The sequence below is a fragment of the Burkholderia sp. AU28863 genome (genome assembly GCF_002223195.1).
Taxonomy (GTDB): domain Bacteria; phylum Pseudomonadota; class Gammaproteobacteria; order Burkholderiales; family Burkholderiaceae; genus Burkholderia; species Burkholderia sola.
Window position 1 is genome coordinate 43198 of sequence record NZ_NKFE01000008.1, and the last position, 13775, is coordinate 56972.

At 65.1% G+C, this 13775-nt stretch carries 11 protein-coding genes; 9 read left to right on the forward strand and 2 right to left on the reverse strand.

Annotated elements, in window-relative coordinates:
- The first annotated feature begins 80 nt into the window (after positions 1–80).
- Complete coding sequence (locus CFB81_RS30110) at positions 81–881, forward strand: hypothetical protein (RefSeq protein ID WP_069619564.1); 801 nt, start codon at positions 81–83, stop codon at positions 879–881.
- Between the two features lie 147 nt (positions 882–1028).
- Here the strand turns inward: CFB81_RS30110 and CFB81_RS30115 are convergent, their stop codons facing one another.
- Positions 1029–1973, reverse strand: a complete 945-nt coding sequence (locus tag CFB81_RS30115) for a LysR family transcriptional regulator (protein WP_089437597.1) — start codon at positions 1971–1973, stop codon at positions 1029–1031.
- Between the two features lie 180 nt (positions 1974–2153).
- Between CFB81_RS30115 and CFB81_RS30120 the strand changes: the two genes are divergently transcribed.
- The 4 genes from CFB81_RS30120 (at position 2154) to CFB81_RS30135 (ending at position 8334) form a co-directional block, all read left to right on the forward strand.
- Complete coding sequence (locus tag CFB81_RS30120) at positions 2154–3077, forward strand: dihydrodipicolinate synthase family protein (protein ID WP_089437598.1); 924 nt, start codon at positions 2154–2156, stop codon at positions 3075–3077.
- Between the two features lie 233 nt (positions 3078–3310).
- Complete coding sequence (locus tag CFB81_RS30125; protein WP_089437599.1) at positions 3311–4753, forward strand: MFS transporter; 1443 nt, start codon at positions 3311–3313, stop codon at positions 4751–4753.
- A 188-nt stretch (positions 4754–4941) separates the two neighbouring features.
- Positions 4942–6015, forward strand: a complete 1074-nt coding sequence (locus tag CFB81_RS30130) for a porin (RefSeq protein WP_069619513.1) — start codon at positions 4942–4944, stop codon at positions 6013–6015.
- 237 nt (positions 6016–6252) lie between these two features.
- Positions 6253–8334, forward strand: coding sequence for a bifunctional diguanylate cyclase/phosphodiesterase (locus CFB81_RS30135; RefSeq protein ID WP_089437600.1), 2082 nt, complete (start codon positions 6253–6255; stop codon positions 8332–8334).
- A 94-nt stretch (positions 8335–8428) separates the two neighbouring features.
- Here the strand turns inward: CFB81_RS30135 and CFB81_RS30140 are convergent, their stop codons facing one another.
- Positions 8429–9220 carry a thioesterase II family protein gene (locus CFB81_RS30140; protein ID WP_089437601.1) on the reverse strand — a complete coding sequence of 264 codons (792 nt, stop codon included), beginning with the start codon at positions 9218–9220 and terminating at the stop codon, positions 8429–8431.
- Positions 9221–9549: 329 nt separating this feature from the next.
- Here CFB81_RS30140 and CFB81_RS30145 point away from each other — a divergent pair, with 329 nt between their 5' ends.
- The 4 genes from CFB81_RS30145 (at position 9550) to CFB81_RS30160 (ending at position 13710) form a co-directional block, all read left to right on the forward strand.
- Positions 9550–9759: an MbtH family NRPS accessory protein gene (locus tag CFB81_RS30145; RefSeq protein ID WP_069619516.1), complete on the forward strand. Its 210-nt coding sequence runs from the start codon at positions 9550–9552 to the stop codon at positions 9757–9759.
- Between the two features lie 226 nt (positions 9760–9985).
- The gene (locus tag CFB81_RS30150; protein WP_256976381.1) at positions 9986–11314 is read left to right on the forward strand and encodes an MBL fold metallo-hydrolase; all 1329 of its coding nucleotides are present in this window, start codon (positions 9986–9988) and stop codon (positions 11312–11314) included.
- Between the two features lie 25 nt (positions 11315–11339).
- A complete protein-coding gene (locus tag CFB81_RS30155; protein WP_089437603.1) occupies positions 11340–12230 on the forward strand; it encodes a cupin-like domain-containing protein in 891 nt (296 codons plus the stop codon).
- 70 nt (positions 12231–12300) lie between these two features.
- Entirely contained in the window at positions 12301–13710 is a 1410-nt protein-coding gene (locus CFB81_RS30160; protein ID WP_089438127.1) for a hypothetical protein, read from the forward strand.
- Positions 13711–13775: the final 65 nt, after the last annotated feature.

Sequence of the window (13775 nt, forward strand, 5' to 3'; positions counted from 1 at the left end):
TGATTCGTGATGGTCGGTGCGTGCGGCGTGATCCGCGCGTACGGGCTTCGTTCGTCCTGTTCGTTTGGAAGGTGATCCCGATGAAAGCCGCTGCACTGATTGCATTGACCTGCCTCGCGCTGACCGCTTGCGGCGGCGACGACAATCCCTCGCCCGCTTCGTCGGGCGGCTCGGGCACGAGCAACAACGGCGGCAGCGGCGGAAGCGGCGGAACGCCGACCACCGGCACATCCGGCGGCAATCCGGGCTCGCCGACCGCGTCGAACGTCGAGTGCGACCCGGTTTACCAGCAAGGCGATACCGTGCAGTTGCACATGTACACGCAAGCGACGTCGCAGAGCCCGTCGGTCGACAACGGCGTGTACACGCGGACTTACGCGCCGGCGACGTTCAACGGCGTGGCGCTCACGCAGCAGGCCGAAACGACGCCCGGTTCGCCGATCCAGACCCATCACTACTACCTCGTCGGAAACGGTGTGCGCACGAACTACGGCAGCGAGGTTTACAGCGGCAGCACGCTCGTGGTGCGGGACGTGAACTCGCCGCCCTATGTCGAGACGATCGGGCTCGCGGGAAGCGAGACCGTGAATTACGTGAATACGCCCGTCGTTCCGTCAGGCGGCGCGCAAACGTCCGTCTCGATCCAGCGGACGTACGTCGCGCGCGAAACGGTCAGTCTCCGGAACGGCAAGGTCTTCGCCAACGCTTGCCACTATCAGACCACGGAGACCGCCGCCAACCCGGCGGTAACGACCAAGACGAGTGCAGACGACTGGCTCGCGCCCGGTGTCGGCCTGGTCAAGTCGGTCGCCGACGTGGGCGGCACGCAGATCATCACGCGCGAACTGGAAGCGGCGACGGTAGGCGGTAGGTCGTACTAAACGTCTGTGCGGATGGGCGGCGCGGATGGACAAGTTGCGCCGCCCGCCGAGCCATTCGCCGCGCAAGCCGGCGCCCGACAACACGACGCGCATGGCCGAGATCGATATCCGCCCGATCAGGGCTGCGAACGCACTGTGCCGAGCCACTCAAATGGAGCGCAGGAACGCGGCGGACATACCCAACCGAAGATCCGACGAGAGCGTGCGCGACCGTGCGATTTCCTTCGTGAGCTGCATGACCGTGCGGCAAGCCAGCGTCAGTTCGCCGTGCGGCGACATGGCGAGCGCAATGAAGCGCGGCACGGACGGATCGACCACCATCGACGCTTGCAACCGGCATTCCCGTTCCAGATGGGCGATCGCGTAAGGGCCCAGCAACGCATGAATGCCGCCGTCGGCGACGATGTGCCCCTGCAGGCTGAGAGAATCGGCTTCCGCCGCGAAATTCAGTGACACCTGATGTTCGCCCGCGACTTGTTCGAGCCGCTCGCGCCAGCTATTGGGGCGGCAGAAAGAGACCAGCGGAATGCCATCGAGCCTGGAAAAAGCGATCGTGGGCTGACTGGTCAACGGATCGCCTTCCGCCCCCACCAGATAAGTCGCGGCCTCGACCAGATATTCGTCGCCGTTTCTCGGCGTCGGACTATTTCGAAACAGGATGGCGAGATCGACGCTGCCGTTCTCGAGCCAGGTTTCCAGTAACGCTCCTTGACCCTCGCGCACCTGTAACTGCACCAGCGGATAGCGCTCTCGAAGCCGATGGTAAACGGTGCTGACCAGGGGATGGGCGGTGGAGGGCAGGATCCCGAGCCTGACCACGCCGATTGGCTCGCCCGCCGTGCTGCGGATGTCGTTGGCCAACTGCTCCGTGCTGGCCAACCACGTTCTCACGCGCGGCGCGATACGCGCGCCCAGCTCGGTCAAGACCACACCCCGGCCTGTCCGTTGAAACAGGCGGCCCCCGCAGTACTGCTCGAGCTCGACGATCTGCCGGCTGATGTGCGGCTGACTGGTCCCGTAAGCAACGGCCGTCTTGCTCAGGCTCCCAAGTTCCGCCGCGTCGATGAATAGCTTCCAGGCCGCATAGTCCACCGCGAAGCCTCCCGCAGATATGTCAAATCAGTATAGCTGAAATGCGCAATTTGGCCGTTCTCGCATGGGTCGCGCGTCCCTACACTGCAACGCATGCACCGTCGTTCCGGTTCGATGCGAAACGGGCGGCGGGCTCTCCTCCCGGAAAGAGGAGCGGAAAAGCTCACATTTGGAGACGTCATGAAAGCGATCGATCTGCGCGGTTTGGTCCCGGCACCCGTCACCCCTTTCACCCGCGAGGGCGCGGTGGACCATGCGGCAATTCAACGGCTGGGCGCGTGGCTTGGCGGCATCGAAGGCGTCAAAGGTCTGACGGTGCTCGGACATGCCGGCGAAGGCACGTTCCTCTCGCAGAAAGAACAGGCTCAAGTCATCGAAAGCTTCGTGAAGTCCGTCGACGGCAAGATTCCGGTGATCGCCGGTATCACGCTCGAAGGCACGGAAGTGGCGGTGGAAGAAGCGAAGCGCGCGGTCGACGCCGGCGCGTCGGCCGGCCTGGTGTATCCGTCGCACGGCTGGCTGCGCTTCGGCTATCAGAACGGTGCGCCGCAGGATCGCTACCGCGCCATCCACGAGGGCAGCGGCTTGCCGCTCATCCTGTTCCAATACCCGGACGCCACCAAGGCGACCTACAACCTCGACACGCAGCTGGAGATCGCCGCGCAACCGGGCGTCTTCGCGATGAAAAACGGCGTGCGCAACATGCGTCGCTGGGACGTCGAGATTCCGATCATCCGACGCGAGCGTCCGGAACTGCAAATCCTCACCTGCCACGACGAGTATCTGCTCCACACGATGTTCGACGTCGACGGGGCGCTCGTCGGCTACGGCAGTCTGGCTCCCGAGCCGCTCATCGAGCTGATCAAGGCGGGCAAGGCGAAAGACTACGCGGCCGCCCGCGCGATTCACGATCGCCTGCTGCCGGTGACGCGTAACGTGTATCACCGCGGGTCGCACATGGAAGGCACCGTCGCGCTCAAGCACGGTCTGGTGGCTCGCGGCATCCTCGAGCACGCCACCGTGCGCTCGCCGCTGTTGCCGCTCGCGCCAGGCGCGGACGCCGAAATCGCGCACGCGCTTCGTTCGGCCGGCCTCGTCGACTGACTCGGGCGCGGCACATCCATAGTCGGATGACGACGGCGCAGCGCCACTCGCGTGCCGTCGGCGTCGAGCGTCGGGGCGGCGCGCGACACCGCATCGCACGCACCGCCGCCGACAGGCTCGGCAAACGATAAAAAGGGCGCCGATATCGCGGAAAACCATCAAGAAACGCGACCGGTGCCGCACAACAAGAAGCAAGCCGAAGGTTCATAAAATGCAGCTTTTCAGGAGACAGCATGAACACCCCTTCGACCGCCTGCGGCGTCGACCTTGGTCGATCCGCGAGCGAAACGCGTCCCATGAGCGAGCAACTGCGGGCGGCGAACCTGCTGTTCCGCATCGAGAACGTGCCGTTTTGCAAGTGGCACACCCAGGCACGGATCGTCATGGGCAGCGCGACCCTGTTCGATGCGTTCGACGCACTGTCGCTTGCTTTCGTGCTGCCCGTACTGGTGGGGCTCTGGCATCTTTCTCCCGGCCAGATCGGCGTGCTGATCGCTGCCGGCTATCTTGGGCAGGTCGTCGGCGCGTTGGCGTTCGGCTGGCTGGCGGAGCGCCTGGGGCGTGTGCCGAGCGCCACCGTCGCGGTGGGCGTCATGTCGGCCATGAGCGTCGTATGCGCGTTCACCGGCAGCTTTCACATGCTGTTTCTGATGCGTTTCCTGCAAGGCATCGGTGTGGGCGGAGAAGTGCCCGTGGCTGCCACGTACATCAACGAGCTATCTCAAGCGCACGGCCGCGGACGCTTCTTCATCCTGTACGAGCTCATTTTCCCGTTGGGCCTGCTCGCGGCCGCGCAGCTCGGTGCGTTCGTCGTCCCGCGCTTCGGTTGGGAATATATGTTCCTGATCGGCGGGATTCCCGGCATCGTCGTCGCGATCCTGATCGCACGCCTGCCGGAATCGCCGCGCTGGCTCGTATCACGCGGGCGTTTCGATAAGGCCGAACGCATCATCGAGCGGCTGGAGGCAAGCACGATGAAGCGCAACCTCGACACGCATGCGCAACGGGCCGAAGTGGACGCGCGCGTGGCGGGCCTTCTGATCGGACGACAGTCGAAGCAGAAGGGAACGTGGAAGGAACTGTTCTCGCCGTTCTACCGGGGCCGCACCGTCGTCGTGTGGCTGCTTTGGGCGAGCGCTTATTTCGTGGCCAATGGCATCAACAACTGGCTGCCGAGCCTCTACAAGACGGTTTACCACCTGCCGCTGCAAGCGTCGCTTCAGATGGCGTCGATCTCGAACGTCCTGAGTACGTGCGGCGTGCTTGCCTGTGCGCTGCTGATCGATCGGGTCGGACGCCGCCGGTGGGCAATGGCCTGTTTCATCATCAGCGCCGCCCTGCTCGCCGCACTGGGCATTCATGGCGCAGGCAGCGCGTGGTCCGTGATGCTGCTCGGATCGTCGGCCTACGCGGTGATGGCGACGACCACGGTTCTTCTGTACCTGTACACCCCTGAAATCTACCCCACCCGGATGCGCGCGATCGGCACCGGTCTCGCGACTTCGTGGCTACGCGCGGCGTCTGCCGCCGCGCCGGCGATTGTCGGCGTCGTATTGACCGGGAGAGGCATCGCCGCGGTATTCGTCATGTTTGCCGTGGTCAGTGCGGTGGGCTTCTTCGTCGCCGCGCGAATGGTGGAGACGACCAATCGTTCGCTCGAAGAGATTTCCCCGTAGTCACGCGCGTTCCTGACGGCGCCTTTCCCTGAGAAGCCCCGAGGGGGAGGCGTTTCGTCGCTCGTCACGCCAGTGGCTTCAGCGACATGCTCGCGACAAGCTCCTCGTCATAGAGTAATCCATCAGTACTGCTGACAGGATTGCCGCGGAAAAGGACGCTCACAAAAATATGAATGGAGACAACCGAAATGAAAAAGACACGACAGGTCGTGGTGCGCGTGGTCACCCGGCGCGTTGTCGGTACGCTCGGCGCGACGGCGATATTCAGCGCCGGTCTGGTATGGACTTCCGACGGCGCACGCGCAGATAGCGGCTCCCAGGTTCAGCTTTATGGCCTCATCGGCACCTACGTCGGGAGTATCAAACGCACTGACATGCCGCGGTCCACGGTGCTGATGGGAAGCGGCGGGCTCACCACGTCGTTCTGGGGAATCCGCGGCAAGGAAGACCTTGGCGGCGGCGTCGGCGCCATTTTCGTCCTCGAAAGCTTCTTTCAACCCGCCAACGGCGCGCTGGGGCGCAGTGCGGCGGACCCGTTCTGGTCACGCAATGCGTACGTGGGCTTTCAAGGTGGCTTCGGCCAGTTGACCTTCGGCCGCCAGAGAAACCCGGCCTATACGGCCGAATCCATCGTCAATCCGTTCGGATCCTCGACAGTCTTCTCTCCACTCGTCCTGCAGACGTTCGTGACGAACTATGGCGGGACGATCCTCGGCGATACGGTGTGGAACAACACCGTCAAGTACACGACGCCGGACTTCAACGGGTTCGGCGCCACCGTCATCTATGGTCTTGGCGGCGTTGCGGGTTCGCCTGGCGTCGGTAACCTCGGCGTTCACTTGAACTATCGAGCGCACGGTCTCACGGCCGTGTTGTCGGGCCAGCGCGTGCGCTATACCGCGGCAGGGCCGGTCGGCGCGCAGTACGCCTATCTGGCGGGCGCGGCATACGACTTCAGGATCGTCACGCTCTACGGCGCCTGGGCGATGACGAGCGACGCGCGTACGCCGACCGGCAGCCATACTTACGAGGCGGGTGTGTCGATCCCGTTGTCGCCGGCCGACTTCCTGCTTGCAGAGTGGGCGCGCACGAAGCGGTCCGGCCCGACCGAAGCGGCCCGCAGCCTGCGGAATACCGCGTCTGTCGGCTACAACCACCTGCTGTCGAAACGCACGGACCTCTACGCGATTTACTCTTACGACAAGCTGAGCGCTCACCCCACCGGCAATACGTTCGCGGCGGGCATTCGCCACACGTTCTGATTCCTTCCAGCGTCCTCCCCCGCCCCCGCTGCGGTAAATCCTTTCCTGAACGGGAGCGCGCGTTTATGATCCGCCGCTGCAAGCGGTCGTCGTCGGAATCGCCTGACGCGTCACACCACCGGTCCATTCCTTCGGACACCGCTTTCCGTTTGTGCCCAACTTTCACGCGAATCCGCGAAGCCCCCGGCTACCCGGGGGGCTCGTTACCGCCAAATCGAAAGCGATCTGTAAATAACAATGCTGCCGACAAGATATAACGCGTTGCTCGTTCTTCTTTCGCTCCTGATCGCCATCTTGGCGTCCTACACCGTGCTGGACATGGCCGGGCGTATCAAGACGGCCAACGGGCGCGCCGCACATGGGTGGCTCGTAGGCGCGGCCAGCGTGATGGGGGCGGGCATCTGGTCGATGCATTTCGTCGGCATGCTTGCCTTCGCGTTGCCGATTCCGCTGGGATACGATCCGGCCATGACCGTGCTTTCGTTGCTGATCGCCATTGGCTGCTCCACGGTTGCGCTGTGGCTCGTCTGTCGGGGCACGCTCAGGTGGCACCGGCTTGGCGGCGGAGCGATGTTGATGGGGGCTGGCGTCGCGGGCATGCATTACACGGGCATGGCTTCGATGCACATGTCGCCGGGCATCCAGTACGACCCGTTGCTCGTCTGCCTGTCGGTCGCGATTGCCGTCGTCGCATCGGGCGCCGTGCTATGGATCGTATTCATTCGGCGAACCGGTTCGTCTCGCGTGCGCCTGCTCAACCTGGGGGCTGCGGTCCTGATGGGGGCCGCCATCGCCGGCATGCACTATACGGGGATGGCGGCCGCCCGGTTCCCGCTGGGCAGCATCTGCGGGGCCGCCCGCTCCAGCATGGATCCCGGCGGGCTTGCGCTCGTCATCGTCGTGGCCACGCTGGCGATACTCGCCATCGCGCTGATCGTTTCGGTCCTCGACCTGCGTCTGGAATCCCGCACGGCGGTGCTGGCGACGTCGCTGGCCGAAGCGAACCAGGAGCTGACGTATCTGGCGCTGCACGACACCCTCACCAAGCTCCCCAACCGCGTGCTCCTCGAAGACCGGATCGACCAGGCGATCCAGAGCACCGATCGCGAGCACGGATGTTTCGCGCTGATGTTCATGGACCTCGACGGATTCAAGGCCGTCAACGATGCCTATGGTCATCATGTCGGCGATCTGTTGCTGGTTGACGTGGCCCGGCGCATCGGCGCGAACCTGCGCTCGCAGGACACGATTGCCCGTCTGGGCGGCGACGAGTTCGTGCTGGTCGTGGCCGTGAACGAGCCCGCCGACGCGGCCGACGTGGCGGACAAGGTATTGGCGGTGATTCGGGCGCCGTTCCACGTGTCCGAACACGAATTGCGCGTGTCGGCCAGCATCGGTATCGCGCTCTATCCCGGCAACGGCAGCGATTTCCGGGAGCTGATGGCCAATGCCGATGCAGCCATGTATCACGCCAAGGCGCTCGGCCGAGACGCGTACTGCTTCTTCGAGGCATCGATGAACGCGAATGTCCGCGAGCACTTGAAAATCGTGCAGGAACTCCGTCTGGCGCTGGAGCGGCGCGAACTGGTCCTGCATTACCAGCCGAAGTTCGAAGTCCCTGATGGACCGATCATGGGCGTCGAGGCGCTGTTGCGATGGAAGCACCCGACGCGCGGCCTCATGTCGCCCGATCAGTTCATCTCGATTGCGGAAAAGACCGGATTGATCGTGCCGATCGGCGAATGGGTACTGGACGAGGCCTGCCGGCAGATGCGCGCGTGGCGGGATGCGGGTCGAACCGATTGGACGATGGCGGTGAACCTTTCACCGTTGCAGTTCGGTCACGCGAGCCTGATCCGGGTCGTGGAGGCCGCATTGCAGCGGCATGCGCTGGAGCCGCACTGCCTGACGCTGGAGATCACCGAATCGACCGCGATGCGCGATGCCGACGCCAGCCTGAGAATCCTCCAGCAGCTTCACGACATGGGGGTGCGAATTTCGATCGACGACTTCGGAACGGGTTATTCGAGCTTGCTGTATCTCAAGCGCTTGCCGGCCAGCGAGCTCAAGATCGATCGGGGATTCATCCGGGATCTCGAACACGATACCGAAGATGCCGCGATCATTTCCGCGATCGTCGCGCTCGGCCGGGCACTCGACCTGAAGATCGTCGCGGAGGGCGTGGAAACGACCGCGCAGCAGCAGTTCCTGACCCGGCTCGGCTGCAATTCGCTGCAGGGCTTCTTGCTCGGGCGTCCGATGCCGGCGGATCACTTCGTCGAAGTGACCGCGCAACGCACGGCGATCAAGAATACGTGATCGCGATCCGGCGCGCGTCGTGGCCGCCCAAGCGCGATCGCCCGGCGCATCTCCGCAGCGATCGATGCCCGCAGCGGGCCGCCCACGCGATCGGCTACGGAATCGCGCAATCATCGGTGTCGCGCTGCCCCGCCTGCGCCAACGCCTGGCCGATTGCGTGCTGAACGGCGGCCGGATTGTCCAAAAGAAAGAAGTGCCCGCCATCGAATTCGCGGAAATCGACCGTGTGGTGCGACGCACGCGACCAGTCACGTTGCCCGGCCGGGCTCAGCAACGTGTCGTCGCGGCCGGAGAAAACCGTGACGGGGCAGGGTAGCGCGGTCGCGGACGGCAGCGGGAAGAACCGCTCGACGACGCGGAAATCCGCCTTGGCCAGCTTCAGCAGCATGGCCCGTAGCGCGTCGTGTTCCACCACTTCGCGCGGCGTCCCGCCGAGCGACACGACATAGTCGACGATCTGGGCGTCGGTGCGCGAATGGACCGGCATGCCATCGCGGTGCGCGTGGCGATGCGGGTAGAACGGCGCATCGGCGCCGGAGGCGCCGAGCCAGACGGGCGGATGCCCCTGTTGCGCCATGTCGCACGCGAAACAGTATGCGATCAACGCCCCCATGCTGTGGCCGAACACCGAATAGGTGCGCGGCAACAGCGGACGCAGCGCGCGCAGGAAGTCGATCAGTTCGGGCAACGTATCGATCGCGCGAGCGCCCAGACTCCGGCCGCGGCCGGGCAGTTCGATCAGCCACACCTCGACGTCGTCCGGGAACGACGCCCCCCATCGATAGTAATTGGCCGCCGCGCCGCACGCGTGATGGAACACCAGCAGCCGATGCCGCGCCGTCGGGCGCTCGAGCGGAATGGTGACAGTACTGGCCAGCAAGACCATGCTTCTGAACTCCGGTTAAAAACGAACCAAACAAAATCCAAAACAATTGGATCGATTATCGATTTATTTGCAAAGGCATATTTTGCGTATCTATTCGCATATTTATGAAACAATGGGCTGGATTATTGGTTGCAGAAGATTATGATTTATCCTGTTTTCATGCAATAGAAATGTAATTGATTTAAGATGGGTTATGGTAAAGTCTGTTCGCTTCGATTTTTAGCGTGCTTGCATCGTCACTCGGTGCTGTCGGGCGTGCTGTTCTTATCGAAATATCGAATTATGTGATGCGTGTGACACGTGTGATCGATTATTGAAACGAGAGAGACATGGAAGCCGAAACGCCGCAAAACGATACCGTTTTCAAAGTAGTCGTCAATCACGAGGAACAATATGCGATCTGGCCGGACGACAAGCTAGTGCCGGAAGGCTGGCGGGCGGCGGGCCCGTCGGGAAACCGGGAAGCCTGTCTCGAATGGATCGGCGCCAACTGGACCGACATGCGTCCATTGAGCGTGCGGGCCGCGCTGTCGAGATAATTATCGACGCTTCGCACCACGAGCACGCAATAAAAGATAAAGGAACGATGCGGCATTTCGCGGTCCGGTGACGGCGCGCGGGAGCACGTTTGCGTTTCGCCGAGAGAATCCGAGGGTAAAACACACCATGTCAGTCGATGATCGCCTGGGGGTCTTCCTCAATACAGGCATTCTGGCTTCGCGCGCGCATGATCTGAGCTTGTTGATCGAGCGGCAGGACGCGCTCATGCAGCAATTCATGGAAGCGAAATTCGAACCGGCCGCCTGCGCCGCACTGTTGCGCGATGCGATTGCGCGCTATCCGTTTCTGGCCGAACTGTTCGATCCGGATTCGGTGGCGGCCGGCGGCTGCATCGCGAGCCGCGCGCTGCTCTACGACCTGCATCAGCGCCGCGACCGCTGGACGCTCGCGCTGGCGCCGCGGGGCGGCGAGCCGATCGTGCTCGATACCGCCGCCGGCGACGTGCCGCAGCTCGCGAATGCGCTGCGCGACGCGCTGCAGCGCAACCGCTGGCAGCCGCTGTCCGAGCTGTACGCGGACCCGCGCCTGCTCGGCTGTGAACGGCCGAAGGGCGACGCGGCGCTGGCATGGCCGGCGTTCGACGGCCCCGGCATCCAGCGGCTCGAACACGCGTCGCTGCTGATCGCATCCGAAACCACCCGTCTGCTGACCGACCCGATCAGCCTTGCGATCGGCGGCAACGTCGGCCTGCCCGATCTCGATCGCGCGCCGTCCAACCTGGGCCAGCAGATCGACGGCATGCTCGTGACGCACGGGCATCTCGACCATTGGCACATCCCGACCATCCTGCGGCACGGCGGCGACGGATCGGTGCCGGTCATCGTGCCGCACATCCCGGTCGCATCGCTGCTGGCGCAGGACGACATGCAGCAGTCGCTGCGCGACGTCGGGCAGACGGTGCTCGCGCCCGGCTGGGGCGAGACGGTGCGGATCGGCGACATCGAGATCGACATCCTGCCGTTCTACGGCGAGCAACCGACCATCGGCGCGGCCGTGCCGCCGCACGACGTGCGCAACTGGGGCAATTGCTACCGGGTCACGACGCCGCAGTTCTCGGTGATTCTGCTCGTCGACAGCGGCGAGGACGCGAAGGGCTCGGTGATGGACGTGATCGACCGGTCCGTCGCCCGGCGCGGCCGGCCCGACCTGGTCCTGAGCTGCTGCCGCGAGATGCGCAAGGCGCCGTTCTGGCAGGGCCTGTTCACGTTCTGGATGGTGCTGCCGATGACCGACCTGCAGCGCCTGCCGCGCATCGCGGAGGCGGGCGACGGCCCGTCCATCACGCTCGGGCCGTCCGGTATCGGCGAGCTCTGCGCGCGCGCCGGCGCCCATGCGTTCGCGCCGTATGCGAACGGATTCTGCGGCATCGCCACCGAGATCGACGACATCGGCTGGATCAACGGCGAGCCGGCGGAAGCCGACACGCTCGACCAGATCGACGCGCGCCTCGACACGCTCGGCGCGACCACCCGCGTGATCCGCTGGCTGCCAGGCGACGTGCTTCGGCATAACGGCGATTGGCAGGTGTCCTGATTTTCCTGTCGACAGGAGCCCCACGATGACTGGCAGCAAGATTGTGCCGATGCCGCGGATTCGCTACGACGGCAGCCGGAGCATGCGCGACGTTCTGGCCGGACTGAAGCATCCGGCCGTGCTGGAAGGATTCATCGACGCGTGGCCCGCGCGCACGCGCTGGACGCCGGATTTCTTCGTCGAGCGCTACGGCGAACACGAGATCTCGGTGGAGACGTCGCAGCTGTCGCCGACGCCGACCCGGCCGGACCTCTACCTGGGCGCGCGCCGCTACGAAACCGCGCGCCTCGGCGCGACGATCCGCGCGATGCAGGCGCAGGGCAGCGCCCGCACCGCGTACATCACCTACGCGGCGATTTATTCGACGGCGCCGGAACTGAAGGACGACATCGTGCCGCTGCACGAGCAGCACGGCTTTCCCGGCTGGATGCCGCGGTGGCTGAGGCGCAGGCTGGTGTTGCGGCCGGGCTTCTGGCTCGGCCCCGAAGGGATTTCGTCGCCGATGCATTTCGACCGGCACGAGAACCTGAACGTGCAGGTGTACGGCCGCAAACGCTGGGTGCTGTTCGCGCCCGAGCAGTCCGCCAACGTGTATTACCGGCAGCGCCGCGATCTGCCGGTGATCTTCAGCCCGGTGGACATGAGCGACCCGGACCCGGTGCTGTTTCCGCGCGTGCAGTCGGCGCCGCGCCACGACTTCGTGCTGGAGGCGGGCGACGTGCTGTACCTGCCGCCCGGCTGGTGGCACTACGTGGAATCGCTGAGCGATTCGATCAACGTGAACTACTGGTGGTGGTCGCCCCGCGCCGTGCGGACCTTCTGCCGGGTCGAGCTCGCGAGCCTGTGGCAGGCGCTCGCGCGCCGGTGGCGCCGCGCGGCCGACACGGCCGGCAAGCCGATGTCGATGCCGCGCTGACGCGCCGTTCCCACGCCGTTCGTTCTATCGGGCCGCCGTGCCGGCGGCCGTGTCTCTTCAGGAAGCCATGATGCAGAACGAGTTTGATTTCACCGTCATCGATGCGCTGTACGCGACCGGCTATCACGGGCCGCGCGCGCTCGACAAACCGGAGTTCTACTGGCGCTCGATGCTGGGCTCGATGGTCGCCTATCGCGACAGCTTCTTTCGTCCGCTCGGCGAGGAGATCGCACCGGCCGAATCGCGCGACGGCATCGAGATCGAGGCCGCGCGCTGCGAGTACGAGGGCAGCCGGTTTCATCACGCGCTGCCGATGAACATCTCGTCGCTGCGTCAGTTCGGAAACCACTGGCACCTGGTGCTGCCGACCATCTCGACGCTGCGCGACGGGTATTGCCGTCTGCGCAGCCACGCCGGCGCGGTGTCGATGCTCGACCTGTGGTTCATCAGCAAGCTGTGCCAATTGCTGCCCGCCTACCTGATCCGTCGGCGCGAGCAGCCGGCCGACCCGGACAGCATTCCCGTCGTGCCGTCGATCATCTACCGGATCTCGCTCGGCATGCACCGGATCGTGCATATCGCGCTGATCAAGCGGATGGCATCGGGCGGCGATCCGGCCGCGCCGTGCCTTGCCAGCGACGCGTATTACGTGATCGCCGAGGCGGCGGGCCTGCTCGTCGGCCGCAACTCGGTGTGCGCGGGGCCGCAGACGATGGTCGAGCAGGCCTACCGCGCGATGATCGAGCCGGCGTCGCCGGCGGGCGCCGACGCGAGCGCGGCCGAGCCCGGCTTCTACCGCTACGCGGCGGCGTTCCTGAAGCTCGAAGCGGAAAAATACCTGTTCGCGGTGCGTGCGGCGCAGCAGTTGCGCGCGCTGATCGTCGCGCTAGACGCGGTGCCCGGTCAGGCGCGCACGCAAGCGTTTCGCGACGCGCTGGCGCGTTTCGAGGATTGGTCCACCGAACACACGAGCCCGCTTGCGCACGAGATTGCGCGCGAGGATCTCGCGATGCTGCTGCAGGGGGACGAGGCCGAGATCGCGCGGGCGCGCCAATGCCCGGCGGGCACGGTGCTGCGCCGGATGACGGCCGGCCTGAATCAGCTCGTCGCCGCGGCGGACCGGATGTGCGTGGCGACGCTCGGCGCCGACGGGCCCGCCCTGCTGGCCGAAATCGACGCGATGCGCGACGCGCCGCGCGACGCGGACGAATGGTCGGCCGACGCGTTCGCGGCGCACGGGCTCGATGCGGCGGCGGCGCAGGCGACGGCGGCCGCGCTCAATACGTACCTGCACGACGAGCGCGCCGCGCAGCGAATCTTCGCGCGACTCCAGCAGGAAGTGGACCGCGCGCTCGGCATCGACGACGTCGTTGCGCCGTACTCGGCCGACGACATCGCCGCCGTGTTCGGCCCGCGGCTGCGCCATTGCATCGCCGAACACTTCGCGGAAACGGACGTCGCGCACCACGCGGCCCGTTGACGCGCGGTGCGCCGGGATCGACTCGCCGCGCCGTCCTTCACGTCCTTCACGTATCCAGACAGGGG